The 20,713-nt window shown below is 72.4% G+C and carries 15 protein-coding genes and 1 tRNA gene; 11 read left to right on the top strand and 5 right to left on the bottom strand.

What is annotated here, in order from left to right:
- Nucleotides 1-603: 603 nt before the first annotated feature.
- Entirely contained in the window at nt 604-1,350 is a 747-nt protein-coding gene (locus JF597_RS40865; protein ID WP_294008643.1) for a hypothetical protein, read from the bottom strand.
- Nucleotides 1,351-2,070: 720 nt separating this feature from the next.
- On the opposite strand from JF597_RS40865, the gene JF597_RS40860 reads away from it, so the two are divergent.
- Complete coding sequence (locus tag JF597_RS40860) at nt 2,071-2,943, top strand: GNAT family N-acetyltransferase (protein WP_294008641.1); 873 nt, start codon at nt 2,071-2,073, stop codon at nt 2,941-2,943.
- Nucleotides 2,944-3,006: 63 nt separating this feature from the next.
- On the opposite strand, the gene JF597_RS40855 is transcribed toward JF597_RS40860, so the two are convergent.
- The gene (locus JF597_RS40855; protein ID WP_294008639.1) at nt 3,007-5,244 is read right to left on the bottom strand and encodes a glycoside hydrolase family 3 C-terminal domain-containing protein; all 2,238 of its coding nucleotides are present in this window, start codon (nt 5,242-5,244) and stop codon (nt 3,007-3,009) included.
- Between the two features lie 429 nt (nt 5,245-5,673).
- Nucleotides 5,674-6,549 (bottom strand): bifunctional DNA primase/polymerase, encoded by an 876-nt coding sequence (locus JF597_RS40850; RefSeq protein WP_294008637.1) that lies wholly within the window; start codon nt 6,547-6,549, stop codon nt 5,674-5,676.
- Nucleotides 6,550-6,909: 360 nt separating this feature from the next.
- Here JF597_RS40850 and JF597_RS40845 point away from each other — a divergent pair, with 360 nt between their 5' ends.
- From JF597_RS40845 to JF597_RS40810, 8 genes are all read left to right on the top strand, one after another.
- On the top strand, nt 6,910-7,227 hold the full coding sequence (locus tag JF597_RS40845; RefSeq protein WP_294008635.1) for a hypothetical protein: 318 nt from the start codon (nt 6,910-6,912) through the stop codon (nt 7,225-7,227).
- Between the two features lie 213 nt (nt 7,228-7,440).
- Entirely contained in the window at nt 7,441-8,610 is a 1,170-nt protein-coding gene (locus JF597_RS40840; RefSeq protein ID WP_294008633.1) for an acyl-CoA dehydrogenase family protein, read from the top strand.
- On the top strand, nt 8,594-9,511 hold the full coding sequence (locus tag JF597_RS40835) for a bifunctional MaoC family dehydratase N-terminal/OB-fold nucleic acid binding domain-containing protein (RefSeq protein WP_294008631.1): 918 nt from the start codon (nt 8,594-8,596) through the stop codon (nt 9,509-9,511). Before JF597_RS40840 ends, JF597_RS40835 begins: the two co-directional genes overlap by 17 nt.
- Before the next feature lies 1 nt (nt 9,512).
- Nucleotides 9,513-10,571, top strand: coding sequence for an acyl-CoA dehydrogenase family protein (locus JF597_RS40830; RefSeq protein ID WP_294008629.1), 1,059 nt, complete (start codon nt 9,513-9,515; stop codon nt 10,569-10,571).
- Nucleotides 10,561-11,010, top strand: coding sequence for a MaoC family dehydratase (locus JF597_RS40825; RefSeq protein ID WP_294008627.1), 450 nt, complete (start codon nt 10,561-10,563; stop codon nt 11,008-11,010). The genes JF597_RS40830 and JF597_RS40825 overlap by 11 nt, the downstream gene beginning before the upstream one ends.
- A complete protein-coding gene (locus tag JF597_RS40820; protein ID WP_294008625.1) occupies nt 11,007-12,173 on the top strand; it encodes a lipid-transfer protein in 1,167 nt (388 codons plus the stop codon). Before JF597_RS40825 ends, JF597_RS40820 begins: the two co-directional genes overlap by 4 nt.
- A gap of 169 nt (nt 12,174-12,342) precedes the next feature.
- On the top strand, nt 12,343-12,912 hold the full coding sequence (locus JF597_RS40815; protein WP_294008623.1) for a SigE family RNA polymerase sigma factor: 570 nt from the start codon (nt 12,343-12,345) through the stop codon (nt 12,910-12,912).
- A gap of 122 nt (nt 12,913-13,034) precedes the next feature.
- Nucleotides 13,035-14,678 (top strand): long-chain fatty acid--CoA ligase, encoded by a 1,644-nt coding sequence (locus JF597_RS40810; protein ID WP_294008713.1) that lies wholly within the window; start codon nt 13,035-13,037, stop codon nt 14,676-14,678.
- 84 nt (nt 14,679-14,762) lie between these two features.
- On the opposite strand, the gene JF597_RS40805 is transcribed toward JF597_RS40810, so the two are convergent.
- Together JF597_RS40805 and JF597_RS40800 are read right to left on the bottom strand one after the other, a co-directional pair.
- Complete coding sequence (locus JF597_RS40805; RefSeq protein ID WP_294008621.1) at nt 14,763-18,944, bottom strand: PAS domain-containing protein; 4,182 nt, start codon at nt 18,942-18,944, stop codon at nt 14,763-14,765.
- A gap of 280 nt (nt 18,945-19,224) precedes the next feature.
- Nucleotides 19,225-19,656: an SSI family serine proteinase inhibitor gene (locus JF597_RS40800; protein ID WP_294008619.1), complete on the bottom strand. Its 432-nt coding sequence runs from the start codon at nt 19,654-19,656 to the stop codon at nt 19,225-19,227.
- 476 nt (nt 19,657-20,132) lie between these two features.
- On the opposite strand from JF597_RS40800, the gene JF597_RS40795 reads away from it, so the two are divergent.
- Nucleotides 20,133-20,205: transfer RNA gene (locus JF597_RS40795), tRNA-Arg, on the top strand.
- Between the two features lie 144 nt (nt 20,206-20,349).
- Complete coding sequence (locus tag JF597_RS40790; protein ID WP_294008617.1) at nt 20,350-20,670, top strand: GYD domain-containing protein; 321 nt, start codon at nt 20,350-20,352, stop codon at nt 20,668-20,670.
- The last annotated feature ends 43 nt before the right edge of the window (nt 20,671-20,713 follow it).

Here is a 20,713-nt window from a genome sequence, read left to right as displayed (position 1 = left end):
TCGAGCCGTATCGGGCTCGGCCGCCTTTACCGTGGTTCCCCGTGGTTCCCCACTAGATCTGGTGCGGTTGTGGTGCGGAGCCAACTGGCCACAGCTGACGGTCGATCACTGTCGGGTCAATTGTCAGTGCTGGCGGCTATGGTCTCTGGCGCGCGGTCGACTTCCGGGGGTTCCAGCTCTGAAGGGAATGGTTGCATCCCTGGCCTGTCTGGGGGCGGCCCGGAGACTTGTCCGGGACCTAACCGACGGCTGGGCTTCGTCGATGGCCAAGCAGTGACCTGCCAGCGCCGACCGCGCACCCCCCTGTCCTGTGCTGATGGCAGGTGCACGCTTTCCAACTGTGTTGGTGCCTTGCGAGGCCCGTACAGGGCCGTTCACCTGCGTTCACGGTCGGCTGGTCGCCGGAGCGGCTACAGGCTTCGGTCCCGTCTGAACGTTCGCGAACGGCGCTGAATGAGACGGAAACTGAGACGGTGGCGATCTGGCTGAGTGCTTGCTCCTGCCCAGGTGGGCGTCTCCGGGAGAAGATCTTCTCCCAGGTTTCTCCCAGCGACTTGGATCCCGTGATCGAGACCACAAGTGAGTCCGTCACGACCCTTCGCGCTACGAGTAGGTCGCGACCACGATCGATATGGCGATCCCAAGAATGACGCCTATGCCAAGCCAACGCCAGCGCCCTTCCCAGTCGGGCAGAACCACCGGCGGGGGTGGGGTAACCCTTGCCTCTACGCGCCTCGCAATCTCAGTGAGCGACATGGTCACCTGCTCTAGCTTGCCCGTCTGAGGGCTGTGTCCCTTCAGATTTCCAACCCGGTGCGTTGCCTCGCTGAGCTCGCTCAGACTGCCCTCCAGCCGGGTGGCAACCCTGTGCAGACTGTTGCCGCCTTGGGGGTCGAGAAGCCCTTCCAGGCGCCTGACCATGTGGTCGACCTTGTCAAGGTCGAGCTTCTTGGAGGCGCTGGACAGCTGTTCCGCGGCGAGACTCAGTTTGTGGGCGACGTCTTCATTGATGCTCTCGCTTGCATGTCCGAGTAGGCCAGCGACGTCTTCGTTGATACTCCGGGAAGCGCGCGAGATCTGGCCGGCGACGTCCTCGTTGATACTCCGGGCGGCCAAGGAGAGCTGGCTTGCCGTTTCAGGGGAGATGACGCCGTCTCGCAGGGCCTGTTCGAGCATCTGGGACAGCCCAGGCGCGATCCTCCCAATTTTCGTGAGCGTGACCCTGGTCTGCGGGTCGATCTCGTGATGAATATTGATGTCACCGTGGTGGTCGCGGCCGACAAAGGCCCCGTCGCCGGAGTTGATCTGAACGTGGCGTTGTTCTGGAAGTGCCGCGTCGTCGGTGGTCATCGGCCGTCTCGGGTGTTGATGTTGATGTCGCCGTAGTGGTCGCTGCCGATGAAGGCCCCAGAACCGTGGTTGTGCTGTGAGCCGATGACTCGTCCGTCCGGTCGTCGGCGATCATCCAACTCTGGTAGCCGAACACCTCGCCGTCGAGCTGGTCGGCGGTCCACCACTCCTCAGCCCGCGACAGCGCCGCCAGCACCGCGCGCAGACCGACCAGTTCCCTCCGTTCGAGCAAGGCCTGCGCCGTCTCCTGCGTAACTGCGGTGTCGTGGGCGTCCAATAGGAGCCGCTCAATGATTGGGCCGACCTCTTCCCGCTCGGCCCACGCCGCAAGCTGTCGGCCGGCCGCGGCTCTTCGAGACCACGATTCCGAGTCCGAGTCACGAAGCGCTGCCGTCAATCGGTCCGCCCCCTGGTCCTGTCTCACGTAGCCATACTGCCTGTAGCGAGATCGTGCAGGAAGAGACCAAAGCACAGCTCAAGCGCCGGGAGAAGACTTGAAAACCGTCGTGGCGCGAGTCACCGTGGGTTCAAATCCCACACCCACCGCATGACGCGAACGGCCCCTGACCAGGCAAGACGGTCGGGGGCCGTCGGCGTGTGGGTTCACCGGCGTCCCCGCCGGGGAGGGCGGCATCGCGGTTGGCCGAAACGGGCCTGCGCACAGCGCTCCGCCCGGCAGGTTCCGGCTGTCCGCGTGGCCGGAGTGGTAGAGGATCGGGCATGCGTCCATCCGACTGGTACCTGACCCACGACGTCGATGAGTTCCTCGCCCGTGCCGGGGGGTTCCTGCGTTCGCGTCCCGGCCCGCACGTCATGCAGTCGACGTGGGCCGAGAGGGTGCGGGCGCGGGGGGCCGCGGCGTTCGGCGCCGGCGTTCCCGTCTTCGGGATGCTGGAGCGGGGCGGCGAGGTCCAGGCCACCTTCTACCGCTTCAAGCCCCGGGGTTTCGGTCTCTCCCCGCTCACGCCCGAGCAGGCCGACTCCCTCGCCGCCCGTCTGACCGACCTCGGGGATTCCGTCCCCTCCGTCAGCGCGGACCACGCCACGGCCACCGCGTTCGCCGAAGCCTGGCAGCGTCGCACCGGCGCGACGCCGAGGCTCCGTGACACGCGGCTGTCGCTGTACCGCCTCGGCACGCTCACCCCGCCGGACCCGCTGCCGGCGGGGCGGGGCCGTGTCCTGGGCGAGCAGGACCTGGAGCAGGCCATGTTCTGGTGCGCCGAGTTCGCCAAGGCCGTCGGGGAGGACGTCGTCATCGACGCCGGCACCTGGTCCGGCACGCGCTTCGCCGACAAGACCTACACGCTCTGGGAGACGCCGGACGGCACTCCCGTCTCCGTCGCGGGCATGAACCCGCTGATCGGCGGCCAGATCCAGGTGGACGTCGTCTACACCCCCTCCCACCTGCGCGGCCGCGGGTACGCGGCGGCCGTGACGGCGGAGGTGAGCCGGGCCGCGCTGGCCGCGGGCGCGCAGGACGTCGTCCTGTTCGCGGACCTGTCCAACCCCAGCAGCAACGCCCTCTACCAGCGTCTGGGATACGTCCGGCTCAGCGAATGGTCCGGGTACGACTTCTCGGCGGCCGCGCCGTGACCGGGGTCAGCCGTTGAGCCAGTCGTTGATGCGCTTCTCCCATTTCCGGCAGGGACGCCAGGGTCATGACACGGTCAGGGAGATGTGCTGGTGCACGCGGTCCGAGGCGCTGCCGACGCCGAGGGTGAAGGTCCCCGGCTCCACGACGGTGCGCAGCCGCTCGTCGACGAGGGTGAGGTCCCGGGCGGCCGTCACGGGGAACGACACCGTGACCCGCTCTCCGGCCGCCACCCGCCTCCTGACCACGCCCCGCAGCCGGATGCGCGGCAGGGAGACGCTCGCACGGTCGTCGGTGACGTACAGCTGCACGACCTCGGTTCCGGCCCGCTCGCCCGTGTTCGTGATGTCGACGTGCAGAAGGGTCCGGCCGTCCCGCGTGATGTGGGTGTCGTCCAGCCGGATGCCGCTGTAGCGGAAGGACGTGTAGCCGCGGCCCGATCCGAACGCGTGCAGGGGCGTGGACGGCATGTCGATGTAGGCGTCCGCGTCGGCACGGGCGTGCTTCTGGTCGTAGGTCAGGGGCAGTTGACCGGCGTCGCGGGGGAAGGTGACCGGCAGGCGGCCGGTCGGCTCGGTCTCCCCGAACAGCACCTCCGCCACCGCCCGGCCGCCCGCCTCGCCGGGCAGCCAGGCGATCAGCAGCGCCGGAAGGTGAGCCGTGGCCCACGGCAGGGCCAGGGCGCGGCCGGTGACCACCACGGCGACGGTCGGGGTGCCGGTGGCGTGGACCTCTTCGAGCAGCTGCTGCTGTACGCCGGTCAGGGCGAGGGACGCGGTGTCCTTCAGCTCGCCGTCGGTACGGTCCGGCGAGAAGTAGCCGCCCTTGGTCTGCTCGCCCACGACCACCACCGCGACGTCCGCGTCCTTCGCCGCCGCACGCGCGGCGGCGAAGCCGGAGGTGTCCCTTCCGGTGACGTCGCAGCCCCGCGCGTACCGGACGCGGACCCGGTCGCCGGTCAGGCGGGTCAGCGCCTCGCGGATCGAGGGGGTCTCGTGCAGCGCGGGGTAGGCGTCGTACTCGCCGAGGAGATCGAGCCGGTCGTCGGCGTTCGGTCCGATCAGCGCCACCGTACGGACCCGGTCGGCGGCCAGCGGCAGCAGTCCGCCCTCGTTCTTCAGCAGCACCATCGACGCGCGCGCCGCGCTCAGCGCGAGGGCCCTGTGCGGGGCGCAGTTGACCACCCGTTCCGCCCGGGCGGCGTCGACGTACGGGTTCTCGAACAGGCCCAGGCGTTCCTTCAGGGTCAGGACACGTCGTACGGCACGGTCGAGCAGCGCCTCGTCGATCCGTCCCTCCCGTACGGCCGCCGCCAGCTGGTCGAGGTAGATCTCGTCCCAGGCCAGGCTGATGTCGACTCCGGCGCGCAGTCCGAGCCCCGCCGCCTCCTGCGCCGTACCCGCCACGTGCTCGCGGATCAGGCTGCGCAGGTCGTTGCCGATCACCACGCCGTCGAAGCGGAGTTCGTCCCGCAGAAGGTCGGTGAGGTACGCGCGTGAGCCGTGGACGACCAGCCCGTCGATGGTCTGCTCGCTCGCCTCGGTCATCAGCGCTCCGGCCTCCGTGAAGCCCACCCGCCACGGCTCCAGGTGGGTCTGGCGCAAGGCGCGTTCACCGATCTCGATCGAACTGGTCTCCAGCCCGCCGACGTTGGGGGACTCCATGGGGAAGGTGACCAGGGACGTGACCACCGACTCGTCGGACGTGAGGTCGTTGCCGGCGCCCTGCATGGCCGGCACCACCGCACCGACCATGGCGGCCGTCAGGTACGGGTCCTCGCTGAACGCCCAGATCCCCCGGCCGTAGCGCGGGTCGCGGTTCAGCTCCGCGGTGATGGTGCTCAGCGCGTGGATCCCTACCGCGCGGGCCTCCCGGGCCACCGCCGCGAACACCTGGCCGATCAGGTCCGGGTCGAAGGTCGCGCCGAGCGCCAGTCCCTCCGGGAAGATCGTCGAGCCGGGGCCCACCGAACCGTGCGTGCCCTCGCTGATCTGCAGCAGCGGAATGCCGAGTGCGGTGTCACGGGCGAGGCGCTGCAGCCGGTTGTGCTGCTCGGCCTGCTCGTACGGCGTGAGGGGATGCGGCACCTCGACGGAGCCGGAGAGGGTCTGGTTGACCAGGCCGAAGAAACCGCCGCCGGGGCCCAGCCGCAGCTGCCCGGCCCCCGTGCCGACCACGGTCCGGCCGCGTACGTACGCCTCCCGGTTCTCCGTCGTACCGGTCGGGTCCGTGGAATCGCCGAGCAGCTCCTGCGGGAGGCAGACCGGGACGTTCAGCTGGGCGATCTTGTCGGCCGTCGTCATACGGGCCAGCAGGGCTTCGACCCTACGGGAGGTCGAGCCGCCTGCCCGTCGGCGGTCCGACGTGGTTCGTTCAGCCGGGGCCGGGGCCGGGGCCGGGGCCGGGGCTGCCCCGGTCGTCACCGCGGCGGTGGCAGCGGCGGCGGCGCCCACCAGGGCACGCCGCGAAATCCTCGCCTGATCCATACCGCCAGCATGGCGAGCCGGCATCGTCCGGATCAGTTCCCGAAAGTCTGCCTCCGCGCATCTTTCGTAGCCGCCTCGGCGTTCCCAAGTCGCAGGTCGGGAGGGCGGGCGGCTGGGCGCGTTCGATTTTCAGGGCTGCCCAAGTCATCCCGAGGCCACCGAGGCCACCCGAGGCCACCCGAGGCCGCCAAAGGCACCTCAGGCCCACTCAGCTCATTCAGCCCACTCAGGCCCACTCAGGTCCTCTCAAGGCCGGTGGCCGGTCATGCGGGCCGCCGAGGCGATCGTCGCGCGGGCCTCCTGTTCCGTCAGGCCCGTGTGGACCGCCGCGTCGATCAGCGGAGCCCGCAGGGCCCGGCCGATGCCGTTCTCGTAGGCGCGGCAGGCCGCCCAGAAGAGGCGGGTGTTGCGCTGGCCCTCGTGGGCGGAGAGCACGAACTGGACCAGGCCCTGACCGCGGTTGCCGACCGAGGGGTGGGTCGCGGGGTGGGGTGGGCGCGGGGGCGGCAGCAGGAGGCGGAGGAGGGACGGGGGGCAGGGCGCGGGGACCAGGTGTTCGGTGCCGGGGGCGGTGGCGTAGACGCCGTGGTCGGTGCGGGAGCCGGGGCCGACCAGGTAGCCGCCGGCGCCGCGGATGTCGATGCCGGGGGCGAGGCGGCCGGCCGAGTTGGGGACGACGGCGTCCGGCGGTCCGGTCAGCCAGAGGTGGCGGCCGCCGCTCGGGGTGAGGACGACCACCGTGGGCGGGATCGTGAACAGGTGCCGCAGGGCCAGTTCGCGCAGGGCGGCGGTGGAGTCCGTACCGCCCTTCACGTCGAGGTCGACGCCGATGAGGCGGTACGGGGGCAGCCCGCAGGCGATGCCGTAGCCGGTCGCCCAGGGCGCCGCGCCGAACAGCTCGCGGATCCGGGACGGGTCGGTGGTGGCGTCGTACACCCCGTGGCCGGGGCGGCCGCACTCGCCGTGGCAGGGCGGCAGCGCGGGGTCGGGGTCGTGGCGGTGCGGGGAGCGCAGGGCCGGGAGCTTCGTGCGGGACAGGGGGATGACGGCCAGGCCGCGCTCGGCGGCTGACAGGGCGTGTGCGAGGGCCAGCGTCGTGGCCTGCCGATCGGTGGTGGCCATGCCTCCATGTTCGTACGTACGTTCGAAAAAGGGAAGGGGGTGCCGGTCTGACACGCCGAGGGCGGCGATCTGGGCGCGGAGTGGGGGTGGAACGGTTTTTCCCTTGTGGCGGCTGATGGGGGCGGATGTCCCGAGTGGTCATGACTGGGGTGGAAGTCGACTAAAGATGGTGAAAGGGGTTTATCGACTTGTCATCACGCTTGAGGGCGAATAACGGCTTCCGGGGTGGTTCGCCGGGGATTCGGTGGGCAACTCTGGTCTCGCGACGTCGATGACACCCTCCGAGGCGGTCGGCCAACTGCTCCGGAAAAAGCCTTACTTGACGTACTCCGGCATAGCCGGGCTCTGAGAGGAAACAACATGGCAAGCATCCGTACCGCCCGCGTTCTCGCCGCCGTCTCCGCCCTTCCGCTCGCCGCCGCCCTCTTCGCCGGTGTCGCGGCCGCGGACAACGGTGCGTTGGCGGGCAACGGATCGAGCGCCAACGCCGGCTCGGCGGGCATCATCGGCAGCGGGGTCGGTCACAACAACAACGGCAACTCCTCCACCACCCAGCAGAACGCGGTGGGCAACGGCGCCTCGAACCAGAGCAACACCGCTCAGGTCAACGGCTCCGCGTGGACCGCGATCCAGCAGGGCAACGACAACGTCGCCGTCCACTTCACCCGGCTGTGGTAAGCCCCGCCTGAGCCCTGGTGGGGTGTGGTCTGTGGGGATGGGCAGTGCGTCCGCGCGGCGGTGCTTCGGCACCGCCGCGCAGGCGTTTCCGGCCCCTCCCGCCGCGCCCCCTCTTCCGCCCCCGGCACCTGCCTCCGCGCCGCCCCTGTGCCTGCCCCGCGCCGACCCGTTCGACCTTGACAGCGAGCCGTATCTGACGGACAGTCAGAAACCATGCATCTGGCCCCCACCGAACGCCAGCAGCGGCTCCGTGCCGAACTCCGCGCCTACTTCCGGTCCTTGATCCCGTCCCCGGCTCCCGAGGCCCCCGCCGAACGCCGCGCCCTGCTGCGCCGCATCGGCGCTGACGGCCTGCTCGGCCTCGGCTGGCCCGTCGAGTACGGCGGCCAAGGGCGCGGTGCCGACGAGCAGTTCGTGTTCTTCGACGAGGCGTACCGGGCCGGCGCCCCCGTCTCGATGGTCACCCTGAACACGGTCGGGCCGACGCTGATGAAGTACGGCGACGCGGAGCAGAAGGCCCGCTTCCTGCCCGGCATCCTGCGCGGCGAACTCGTCTTCGCCATCGGCTACAGCGAGCCCTCCGCCGGCACCGACCTGGCCGCGTTGAGCACCCGCGCGGTACGGGACGGCGACGGCTGGCGGATCGACGGGCAGAAGATCTTCACCTCGGGCGCCCAGCACGCCGACTGGATCTGGCTGGCCTGCCGCACCGATCCCGAGGCGCCCAGACACCGCGGCATCTCGATCCTGCTGGTCCCCACGGACGCGCCCGGGTTCTCCTGGACGCCGATCGAGACGGTGGGCGGCCAGGTCACGACGGCCACCTACTACGACGGTGTCCGCGTCCCCGCCGGGAACCTGGTCGGCGCCGAGCACGAGGGCTGGTCGCTCATCACCAACCAGCTCAACCACGAGCGGGTCGCCCTCGCCGCGACCGGCATGCAGGCCGAGGACTTCTACGCGGCCGCGCTCACCGCCGCCCGCACCCCCGATCCGGTGACCGGGCGGCGCCGCGTTGACGAGCCCTGGGTGCGTTTCCGGCTGGCCGAGGCGCATGCCCGGCTGGCGGCGAACCGCCTGCTCAGCTGGCGTCTGGTGGGGGATGCGGGGGCGGGCCGGGTGCCCCCCGCGGAGGCCAGCGGGGTGAAGTTCACGGGAACGGAATCGGCAGTCGCGACGTATCGCATGTGTCAGGAGATCGTCGGCGAGACGGCATTGGTCCGGTCCGGCTCGCCGGGGGTGTTCGGGGACGGCGAGCTGGAGCGGCTCAACAGGGCGGCGCAGATCAACACGTTCGGGGGCGGGGTGAGCGAGGTGCAGCGGGAGATCGTCGCGACGATGCGGCTCGGGATGCGGAGGGGTGGCCGTGGCCGGGGGGACTGACGAGCTGGGGGCGCGGCTCAAGGCGTACGAGGGGCAGCCGGCCTCCCGGGCGGGCACCGGCAAGGACCCGGTCAACCTGCCCATGATCCGGCACTGGTGCGAGGCGATGGGCGACACGAACCCGGCGTACCGGGGCACCGATGCCGTCGCCCCGCCCACCATGCTCCAGGCCTGGACGATGGGCGGCCTCTCCGGGAACACGGCACGCACCGGCGCGTACGACGAGATGTCCGCCCTCCTCGACGCGGCGGGCTGTGTCTCGATCGTCGCCACCGACTGCGAGCAGGAGTACCTGCGCCCGCTGCGGCCGGGCGACGAGCTGGTCTTCGACACGGTGATCGAGTCGGTGTCCGGGCGGAAGACGACCAAGCTGGGCACGGGGTACTTCGTCACCACGCGCACGGACGTCCGGGTCGGTGCGGAGCTGGTGGGCGTCCACCGCCTCCGCGTCCTCAAGTACGCACCCGCGGGGAAGCCGGCCAAGGCTCCGCCGCGCCCCCGCCCGGTGGTCAACCGGGACAACGCCGGATTCTGGGAGGGCGTGGCCGAGGAGCGGCTCCTCATTCAGCGCTGCACCGGCTGCGGCACCCTGCGCCACCCCTGGCTGCCGGGCTGCAACGCCTGCGGCTCCCCCGACTGGGACACGGTCGAGTCGTCCGGCCAGGGCACGGTCTTCTCGTACGTCGTGATGCACCACCCGCCCTTCCCGGCCTTCGACCCTCCCTACGCGGTCGGCCTGATCGAGCTCGCCGAGGGCGTGCGGATGGTGGGCACCGTGGTGGGGGTGCCGTACGACAAGGTGCGGATCGGCCTGCCGGTGCGGGTGGAGTTCCGCCGGTACGACGATGCGGGCGGGGCGCTGACCCTGCCCGTCTTCCGGGTCCTCGGCGGGGAGGTCTGACATGGACTTCACGCCCACCGAGGCACAGGCCGAGGCCCGTGGCCTGGCCGCCAGGATCTTCGCGGACCTCGCCACCCACGAGCGGCTGCGGGCGGCCGGCAGCGGCAGCGACCCGGAGCTGTGGAAGGCCCTGTGCGCGTCCGGGCTGGTGGCCGCGGTGGAGGAGCTGGGCCTGCTGGGACTGGTGCTCCTGCTGGAGGAACAGGGGCGTACCACGGCCCAGGTGCCGTACGCGGCGGCCTGTGTGTACGGGCAGCTGGCGGTCGCCGCGCACGGCACGGACGAGCAGCGGGCGCGGCTGCTGCCGGGGATCGGGGACGGGTCGGTGGTGGTGACCGGGGCGTTCCCCGCCCAGCAGGGGGTGCGGCCCTCCGCGCGGGGCGGGCTGAGCGGCACCGTCCCCGTCGTCCCGTGGCTGCGGGACGCGACGCATGTCCTGGTCGCGGACGCAGGGCGGCGGCTGTGGCTGGCCCCGCTCGGCGAGGGCACCGGCATGGAGGAGGTCGAGCTGACCGCGCCCTGGTCGGCGGGGCGGCTCACGCTCGACGACGCCCCCGCCGAGCCCCTCGGCCCCGGCCCCGGCCCAGGCACCGGCGCCGGTCCCGGCCCAGGCGCCTATGCCGACGTCCTGGCCACCGCCCGTACCGCCTTCGCCGGTCTCCAGGCGGGCGTCTGTGCGGGCTCCCTGGCCCGGGCCGTGGCCCACACCAACACCCGCGAGCAGTTCGGGCGCCCGCTCGCCACCCGTCAGGGCGTCCAGCTCCGAGCCGCCGACGCCCACATGGACACCGAGGCGATCCGGGTGACGGCGTACGAGGCGGCCTGGCGGCGGGATGCCGGACTGCCGTACGCCACGCACGCGCTGACCGCGGCCTGGTGGGCGTCCGAGGCCGGGCAGCGGGTCGTGCACACGGGCCAGCACCTGCACGGCGGCGCGGGCGCCGACGTCGGTCATCCCGTGCACCGGCACTTCCTGTGGGGCCGGCAACTGGACGCGTATCTGGGCAGCGGGAGCGAAGTGCTCCAGGAACTGGGGGAGTTGATCGCGAGTGGGAGTTGAGACGACCCGTCCGGGCGTGGGCACCGAGCTGCCGCCGCTGGAGATCCCGATCACGCGGACGCTGATCGTGGCGGGCGCGATCGCGTCCCGGGACTACCAGGACGTGCACCACGACGCCGAACTGGCCCGGCAGAAGGGCTCCCCGGACATCTTCATGAACATCCTGACGACGAACGGCCTGGTCGGCCGGTACATCACCGACTACTTCGGCCCGACGGCAGAGCTCCGCAAGGTCGCCATCCGGCTCGGCGCACCCAACTACCCGGGGGACACCATGGTGTTGACCGGCAGGATCGAGGAGCTGGACGACGAGACGCGCCTGGCGACGATCCGGGTGGTCGGCACCAACGGCATCGGCGACCACGTGACCGGCACGGTGACCGTCGCACTCACCGGGAGCCTGGTGACCGTCACCGTCACCGACGAGGCGGATTCATGAGCGCGCGGGGCCGGGACTGGCTCGGCGGGCGGGCGGCGGTCGTCGGCATCGGGGCCACCGAGTTCTCCAAGGACTCGGGGCGCAGCGAGCTGCGGCTGGCGGCGGAGGCGGTGCGGGCCGCGCTGGACGACGCGGGGCTGTCCCCGGCCGACGTGGACGGGATGGTGACGTTCACGATGGACACCAGCCCGGAGATCACCGTGGCGCAGGCCTGCGGGATCGGCGAGCTGTCCTTCTTCTCCCGCGTCCACTACGGAGGCGGCGCGGCCTGTGCGAGCGTCCAGCAGGCGGCGCTGGCGATCGCGGCCGGGGTCGCCGAGGTGGTGGTCTGCTACCGCGCCTTCAACGAGCGGTCGGGCCGTCGCTTCGGCTCGGGCGTGCAGCACCGGGAGCCGTCGGCCGAGGGGGCGGCGCTCGGCTGGGTGCTGCCGTCCGGGCTGCTCACCCCGGCGTCCTGGGTGGCGATGGCGGCGCAGCGCTACCTGCACACGTACGGGCTGACCCCGGAGGCGTTCGGGCACGTGGCGGTGACCGACCGCAGGTACGCGGCGACCAACCCGGCCGCCTACTTCCACGGCCGCCCCATCACCCTCGCGGACCACGCGGCCTCCCGCTGGATCGTCGAGCCGCTCCGGCTGCTGGACTGCTGCCAGGAGACGGACGGCGGACAGGCCCTCGTCGTCACCTCGGTGGAGCGGGCGCGCGACCTGCCGCATCCGCCGGCGGTGATCACGGCCGCCGCGCAGGGGGCCGGCCGGGCCCAGGAGCAGATGACCAGCTTCTATCGGGACGACCTGACCGGGCTGCCGGAGATGGGCGTGGTGGCCCGCCAGCTCTGGCGTACCAGCGGACTCGCCCCCGCCGACATCGACGTGGGGATCCTGTACGACCACTTCACGCCGTTCGTGCTGATGCAGCTGGAGGAGTTCGGGTTCTGCGGGCGGGGGGAGGCGGCGGACCTCGTGGCCGAGGCGCGGCTGCCGCTGAACACCCACGGGGGGCAGCTCGGGGAGGCGTACCTGCACGGGATGAACGGGGTGGCGGAGGGGGTGCGCCAGCTGCGCGGCACCGCAGCGAACCCGGTACCGGGGGCGGGCCGGGTCCTGGTGACGGCCGGCACGGGTGTGCCGACGTCCGGGCTGGTCCTGACCTCGGACGGGTGAGGCCGCGCACTCGTCGTACTCCTCCCTCAGGGGTAAACCCGCAGGAATTCTGCGCCCGTACTCCACCTTCAGGAGGTGTAGGCAGCCCCACCCCTACAACCTGAGGGGGACTTGGCTTCGGGACCTGCGGCCGATCCGCCGTGACACCGTTCGCTCATAGCGTGGAGCCATGACCACACCCGTCTGCACCAGCGCTTCGGACGCCGCTGTCGCGGCGAGGCAGACCCGCGCACACGCCCGCCCGTACCCGTCGTTCGCGTCGTACGTCAGGGCCCGTCAGCCCGTCCTGCTGCGCACCGCACGGTCGCTGACCGCGAACCCGAGCGACGCCGAGGACCTCCTCCAGACCGCGCTCGCCAAGACCTACGTGGCCTGGGAGCGGATCGAGGACCACCGGGCCCTCGACGGCTATGTGCGCCGGGCGCTGCTCAACACCCGGACCTCGCAGTGGCGCAAGCGCCGGGTGGACGAGTTCGTCTGCGACGAGATGCCCGAGCCCGAGCCGGTGCCCGGCGAGGACGACCCGGCCGAACGGCAGGCGCTGCACGACGCGATGTGGCGGGCGATCACGAAGCTTCCGGCGCGGCAGCGGGCGATGGTGGTGCTCCGGTACTACGAGGACCTGAGTGAGGTGCAGACGGCCGAGGTGCTCGGGGTGTCGGTGGGCACGGTGAAGTCGGCCGTGTCGCGTGCGCTGGGCAAGCTGCGCGAGGACCCCGAGCTGGACCTGGCGCGGTAGCGGCCGGGCTTTGTTGGCTTTCCCCTAGTGACATACCGCACGGTATGTGAGCAGAATCAGCGCAGCCCTTTCACCGCCGAGTTGGCAATGTCGCCCCCCGGGAGGACGCCGTGCTGAGCACCATGCAGGACGTACCGCTGCTGATCTCAAGGATCCTGACCCACGGGTCGAGGATTCACGGCGCATCACAGGTGATCACCTGGACCGGCGACGGCGAGTCGCACCGCCGCAGCTTCGCCGAGATCGGCGACCGCGCCGCCCAGTTGGCGCACGCCCTGCGGGACGACCTCGGGGTCCGGGACGACGACCGCGTGGCCACCCTGATGTGGAACAACGCGGAGCACACCGAGGCGTACTTCGCGATTCCCTCCATGGGCGCGGTCCTGCACACCCTCAACCTCCGCCTGCCCGCCGAGCAGCTGGTCTGGATCGTCAACCACGCGGCGGACAAGGTCGTCCTCGTCAACGGCTCGCTGCTCCCGATGATCGCGCCGCTGCTGTCCAAGCTGCCGACCGTCGAGCACATCGTGGTCTCCGGGCCGGGCGACCGTTCCCTCCTCGACGGCGCCACCGCGGCCGTCCACGAGTACGAGGAGCTCATCGCCTCCAAGCCGACCGCCTACGACTGGCCGGAGCTCGACGAACGCCGGGCCGCCGCCATGTGCTACACCTCCGGCACCACCGGTGACCCCAAGGGCGTGGTGTACAGCCACCGTTCGATCTACCTGCACTCCATGCAGGTCAACATGGCCCAGTCGATGGGCCTGACCGACCAGGACATCTCCCTGGTCGTCGTGCCGCAGTTCCACGTCAACGCCTGGGGCCTGCCGCACGCCACCTTCATGACCGGCGTCAACCTGCTGATGCCGGACCGGTTCCTGCAGCCCGGCCCGCTCGCCGAGATGATCGAGCGCGAGCGTCCCACGCACGCGGCCGCGGTCCCCACCATCTGGCAGGGCCTGCTCGGCGAGCTCACCGCCCGCCCCCGGGACGTCTCCTCCCTCACCCAGGTCACCATCGGCGGCGCCGCCTGCCCGCCCTCCCTCATGACGGCCTTCGACAGGCTGGGCATGCGGGTCTGCCACGCCTGGGGCATGACCGAGACCTCCCCGCTCGGCACCATCGCCCGCCCGCCGGCCCACGCGGTCGGCACGGAGGAGGAGTTCGCCTACCGCCTCACCCAGGGCCGCTTCCCCGCCTCCGTCGAGGCCCGGCTCAGCGGCCCCGGCGGCGAACGCCTGCCCTGGGACGGCGAGTCGGCGGGCGAGCTGGAGGTGCGCGGCCCCTGGATCGCGGGCGCCTACTACAACGGCCCCGGCGCCGAACCCCTGCGTCCCGAGGACAAGTTCAGCGAGGACGGCTGGCTGAAGACCGGAGACGTCGGCACCATCTCCGCCGACGGCTTCCTCACCCTCACCGACCGGGCGAAGGACGTCATCAAGTCCGGCGGCGAGTGGATCTCCTCGGTGGAGCTGGAGAACGCGCTGATGTCCCACCCGGACGTCGCCGAGGCCGCGGTGGTGGCCGTACCGGACGACAAGTGGGGGGAGCGTCCGCTGGCGACCGTGGTGCTGAGGGAGGGCTCCACGGCCACCTTCGAGACCCTGCGCGTCTTCCTCGCAGAGGAGGGCAGGATCGCGAAGTGGCAGCTGCCCGAGCGCTGGACGGTGATCGAGGCGGTGCCGAAGACGAGCGTGGGCAAGTTCGACAAGAAGGTGCTCAGGAAGAGGTACGCGGAGGGGGAGCTGGACGTCACCAACCTGTGAGCGCCCAGTGAGGGGCGCGGGGAACTGCGCGACCAGCCACGGACAACCCGTGGCCGAAGGTCGGCAGTTCCCCGAACGGCATTCTCAGTTCGTACCGATCCTGGCCAGCAGGTCCACGATCCGGCTCTGCACCTCGGCACTCGTCGAGCGTTCCGCCAGGAACAGGACCGTCTCGCCGGACGCCAGCCTCGGCAGGTCCGCCTGGTCCACCGCCGCCGTGTAGACGACCAGCGGCGTCCGGTTCAGCTGCCCGTTCGCCCGCAGCCAGTCGATGATCCCGGCCTGCCGGCGGTGCACCTGCATCAGGTCCATCACCACCAGGTTGGGCCGCAGCTGCCCGGCCAGCGTCACCGCGTCCGCGTCGCTCGCCGCCCGCGCCACCTGCATCCCGCGCCGCTCCAGCGTCGAGGTCAGCGCGAGCGCGATCTCCGCGTGCTCCTCGATCAGCAGCACCCGGGGCGGATGCTGCTCGCTGTCCCGGGGCGCGAGCGCCTTCAGGAGGACGGCGGGATCGGCGCCGTACGCCGCCTCCCGCGTCGCCTGTCCCAGACCGGCCGTGACCATCACCGGCACCTCGGCCGCCACCGCCGCCTGCCGCAGTGCCTGCAGCGCGGTCCGGGTGATCGGCCCGGTCAGCGGGTCCACGAACAGCGCCGCCGGGAACGCGGCGATCTGCGCGTCGACCTCGTCGCGGGAGTTCACGATCACCGGCCGGTAGCCGCGGTCGCTCAGCGCCTGCTGGGTGGTGACGTCCGGTGCGGGCCACACCAGCAGCCGGCGCGGGTTGTCCAGCGGCTCCGGGGGCAGTTCGTCGTCCAGCGGCTGCGGGCGCGGCGGGTCCGCGACCTCGACCGCCCCACCCGGACCGTCCAGCGGCTCCGGACCCTCGGCGGCGTTCACGTCCGGTGCGCCTATCGCGTACGACCGCCCACCGCCCTCGGTGGCCCCCACCAGCCGGGACTGCCCGGCCAGCGACGGCTGCGGCAGCGGCTGTGCGGCGACCGGCTGCTCGGCCGGCGGATGCGGACGGGCGGACTGCGCGGGCTGCTCGGCCCCCGGCTGCTCGGCAGCGGTCCCCGGATCGGGACGCGTGCCCAGCTTGCGGCGCCGCCCGTTGCCACCCGGCTGGTGCGGGGGCGGGGTCGGCATGGGCTGCTGCACCTGCGCGGCCTGCCGCGAGAACGGCACCCCCTGCCCCAGCGTCCGCACGCTGAACGCCCGGCCCTGCGTGGAGTCCGGGTCGACCGGCGCCGGAGCCGCCGCGGCCGCCTCGGCGGGCAACGGCTGCGCGGCACGCGCGGGTTGGGCGGCGGCGGGAGCGTCCTCGGCGCCCGGCCACTGCTGCGGTACGGGGGCCACCGGCGCGGCCTCCGCCGGAAGGGGGAGCGGAAGCGGCTGGGCCGGAACCGGGGTGGCTTCGGCGGCCGGGGCGGGCTGCCCCGGCGCCACCGGAGCGGCGCTCTGCGGCTGCGGCTGGATCTGCGGCGACGCCTGCGCCGGAACGGCCGCCGCGCCCGGCAGCACCTGCGGGACCGGAAGACCGGGCCGGCCCTGACCCGCCGGCACGGACTGCTGGGCGCCGGCCGCCGGGGCGACGGGGACACCGGCCGCCGGGGGGACGGGGACACCGGCCGCCGGGGCGACGGGGACACCGGCCGGACCGGCGACCTGGCCCGCCGTCGGGCCGGCCTGCGCCGGGATGCCCTGAGGCTGCCCGGGCTGGACGCTCTGGCCCGGGACGCCCTGAGGCTGCACCGGCTGTCCGGGAGCGGCCGCCTGGGCAGGCACCGTCGGCACGGCCGCGGCGGCCGGGGTGTTCTCGGCCGGCGGCTGGCCCACCGCCCGCCGCCGACGGCCGGTCGGCGCGCTGGTGGGGTGCGGCTGCGGCGGGGTGTGGTCCTCGGCCTGGTCGTGCGCCACGGCGTCGTGCCGGCCTTCGTCGGCCGCCGCCTCCACCGCCTGGACCGGCTCAGGAGTGCGGTCGGCCTCGGCGGGCGGCAGCGCGAAGACCGGGCGGGGCCCGGCCTGCTGCTGCTCGGCCCGCTCGGCGGCGGCGGCCAGCGCCCGCCGCCGCCGGCCGCCGGGCCGGCTCTCGTCGAACGCGGGCTCGGCCGCCGGCTCGGACGGCGCCGAGGGCAGCGCGGGCGGCAGCGCCTGCAGCTCGTCGGGCTCGCGCCGGGCGCGCCGCCCCGGCGCCGGCACGGGCACGCCCTGCGGCGGAACGGTGCCGCCCAGTCCCGTACCCGAGGCGGCCGCACCGGCACCCTGCTCGGCCGCCGTCATCACGGCACCCTCGGCGACGCCTGGGCCTCCGTCACCGTCGGCGGGACGTCCGCGCCGCCGTCCGGTGCCGCCGGACGCCGGCTCCGCGCTCTCGATCGCCGCGGGCCCGATCTCCGGGTCCGCCGCCTCGGCGGCCCGTCGGCGCCGCCGTCCGGTCGGTGCGGCCGGGGACTCGCCGTCGCCGCCCGCCTCGCCGGGAACTTCGCTCTCCAGGACGGCGTCCACGGAGGACCGCCGGGCCCGCCGCCGCCCGCCGGCAGCGGTCTCGTCGGCGGCCGTGACGAGGGCCACCTCCGTGCCGGGCGGCGGGGGCACCGCGCCGGCGCCGCCCCCGATCGGCACCTCCAGCACGAACGCGCTGCCGCTCATGCCCGGTACCTCGTGGGTCTGCAGCACCCCGCCGTGGGCCCGCACGATCCCTCGCACGATCGGCTCGTGCACCGGGTCTCCCCCGGCGTAGGGCCCGCGCACCTCGATACGGACGACCTCGCCACGCTGCGCCGCCGCGACCACGACCGTGTTGTCCATGTAGCCGCCCGCGGAGACGGGCGCGTTGCCGGTCGCGTCGACTCCTGCCACGTCCGCGATGAGATGCGCGAGCGCGACGGCCAGCCGCTGCGGGTCCACCTCGGCCTCGATGGGCGGCGCGTGCACGGCGAACTGCACCCGCCCGGGCCCGATCAGCTCCACCGCCCCCTCCACACCGGCGGCGACGACGGCGTCGAGCATGACCTTCGTGCGGTTGATGTCCTCCGACCCGGCGTCCAGCCGCTGGTAGCCGAGCACGTTGTCGATGAGCTGGGTGATCCGCGAGTAACCGGCCGAGAGATGGTGGAGCACCTGGTTGGCCTCGGGCCACAGCTGCCCGGCGTCGTCGGCGGCGAGCGCGGCGAGCTCCCGGCGCAGCTCGTCCAGGGGGCCGCGGAGCGACTGCGCGAGCAGCGTCAGCAGCTGCTCGTGACGCCCGGCGAGGGCCTCGTACCGGTCCTTCTCGCGCTCACCGAGGGCCGCGTACCGGTCCTCGCCGGCCGCCAGTTCCTCGGCGTGCCGTTCGAGCAGCTCCTCGACCTCGGTGACGTGCTTCTGCCGCAGCGCGGTCAGGTCGGAGGCGTGCTCCTCGGAGAGCCGCTCCAGCTCGTCGGCGTGCGCCTTCTCCTGGGCGGTCTTCTCGTCGACGACGGAGTCGTACGGCCGCCGGTCGGTGAACGTCATCACGGCGCCGACCAGCTGGTCGCCGTCGCGCACCGGTGCGGTGGTCAGGTCGACCGGCACCTTCTTGTCGCCGTTGGCCCACAGAACCTGCCCACGCACCCGGTGCTTGCGCCCGGAGCGCAGGGTGTCGGCGAGCGGTGACTCGGCGTACGGGAAGGGGGAGCCGTCGGCGCGCGAGTGCAGCACGAGGTCGTGCAGCTCCTTGCCGCCGAGTTCACCGGCCCGGTATCCCAGTATCTGGGCGGCGGCCGGGTTCACGAGGACGATCCGCCCGTCGGTGTCCGTCCCCACGACACCCTCGCTCGCCGCCCGCAGGATCATCTCGGTCTGCCGCTGCGAGCGGGCCAGCTCGGCCTCGGTGTCCACGGTGCCGGTCAGGTCGCGGACCACGAGCATCAGCAGCTCGTCGCCGCTGTAGCCGTAACCGTCGTACGCCTGCTGCCCGTTCTCCAGGTTGGCGCTGGTGACCTCGACCGGGAACTCGGTCCCGTCGGTGCGCCGCGCGATCATCCGCGTGGGCTTCGTCCGGCCACGGGGATCCATGTGGTCGGGCCGCCGCATCGAGCCCGGGATCAGCCGGGAGTCGAACTGCGGGAGCAGATCGAGCAGCCCGCGTCCCACCAGCGCGGTGCCCGGCGCCTCGAAGGCCTCCAGGGCGATGGTGTTCGCGTTGACGACGGTGCCGTTGGCGTTGACCAGCACCAACGCATCCGGCAGCGCGTCCAGTATGGCTGCGAGGCGAGCAGCGCCTCGGGATGGCCTGCTGCTCACGAGACGCTTCCTCCCTGTTACCGCACCTTGCCGACCGCTCGGGCCATCTTGCCAACCGGCCCGCGGCGTGTCACGCGAGGGAGTCTAAAGGCACCGGTTGCGCTCGCGACGCCGGATGAGAGGGAGGTCGCACGACGAAGTGACGGCGAACATGTGACCGACACGCCTCACCTCCGCCATACCTTCGCGGACCCTTTACGGAAGCGGGGCCGCGCCCGTGAAACGCCTGTGCGTGCCCTTGGGACGGGCTCTGTCCGGCAGTCGGGACCAGGCCTGTCCGTCAGCCGAGATCACCTGGTGTGCCGAGGCCGGGCAGCAGCGGAACCATCCGGTCCCAGCGCCCGATCTCGCAGCCGTCGCTGCGGTCGTACGTGGCGTCGACCGGGCGGCCGGCCCAGGTCCCGGTGACATGGGCGGTGGCCGGGCCGCCGTAGAGCATGGTGCAGGCGGTGCCGGGGGCGACCGGCGCGAAGGTGTCCCGGCCCCAGCGCGTGTTCCGGTCCAGCACCCGGCAGGCCCCGGCCACGTCCGGGTGACTGCCGGCGCCGGGGTGACAGGACAGCTCGTACGTCCCGTCCCGCCCGGCCCCGGCGTGGAGCACGGTGACGGTGAGGTGGTCGTCCGCGACGGCGGCGGAGGCGGGCAGGGCGGGGACGGACCCGAGGACGGCGGCGACGGCCCCGAGGGCGCCCCGCGCGGCGAAGTGCGACATACCCTGCCCAACGCGCGCCCCGCCCGGACGTTGCGCGGCGCCCCGGCCGGAGGGAAGGGCTTTGCCCTGTGGCCCGGCTGCCTAGTACCGTGGGAGCCGATTGGTGACAGCACGCTCGACTGTGTCATCATCTGCACGCACCACTCGCGTGCGGTTTGGGCCTTAAAGCCCATCGAGGGTTCAAATCCCTCCGCCTCCGCACCTGACTCAGGGAGTCCAACCGTTTCGGTCTGGGCTCCCTGATTCGCGTTCACGGCCCCCGCCGCCGCGAACCCACCCCCCGGCCGGACGGCACACGCCCCTCCCGCCCCCGGCCCGGCCGCCCTCCCTGCAACCCGCCCGATACGGCGTTTCCGCAGCTCACAACGGGTGCGCCTAACGGATTTCACATGGCGGCGGCAGTCATGTAATGTTCTTCCTGTCGCCGCGAGCGGGCCGGAAGGGCCGGGAGCGAGGACAGGAAAACAGAACAACAAGCACTCGTAGCTTAACGGATAGAGCATCTGACTACGGATCAGAAGGTTGCAGGTTCGAATCCTGCCGAGTGCACACAGGCGAAAGGCCCCGGAGAGATCCGGGGCCTTTCGCGTTGTGTGTCTTACGGGTGAATCCAGCCGTTCGCTGATCGGCCCGCGCCGTGGCGGCGGGAAGGCCATGGTGCGTACCGGACCCCGCACGTGCAGGGAGTACCCCATGCCGAAGTTCCTCATCCAGGCCACCTACACGCCCGAAGGGACGAAGGGCTTGCTCAAGGAAGGCGCGAGTGGCCGCCGGGCCGCCGTCGAGCAGGTCGTCGCGGGCCTCGGGGGGACTGTCGAGGCCATGTACTTCGCCTTCGGAGAGGACGACTTCGTGTGCATCCTCGACTTCCCCGACGCGGTCTCCATGGCCGCCGTCAGCCTGAGCGTCAAGGCCAGCGGCGCGCTCCGCACCCGGGCCACGCCCCTCCTCACCCTCGACGAGATCGACGAGGCCGCCCGCCGGCAGGTCGGCTTCCGCCCTCCCGGCGCGTAGGCCGGTCCGGCCCCGGGGCGCCGGCCGGCCCGGTTCCCGGCGT

The sequence above is a fragment of the Streptomyces sp. genome, from assembly GCF_019510245.1.
Classification (GTDB): Bacteria; Actinomycetota; Actinomycetes; order Streptomycetales; family Streptomycetaceae; genus Streptomyces.
Note: the sequence above shows the minus strand (reverse complement) of the source record. Positions and strands in the feature narration are given on the sequence as shown.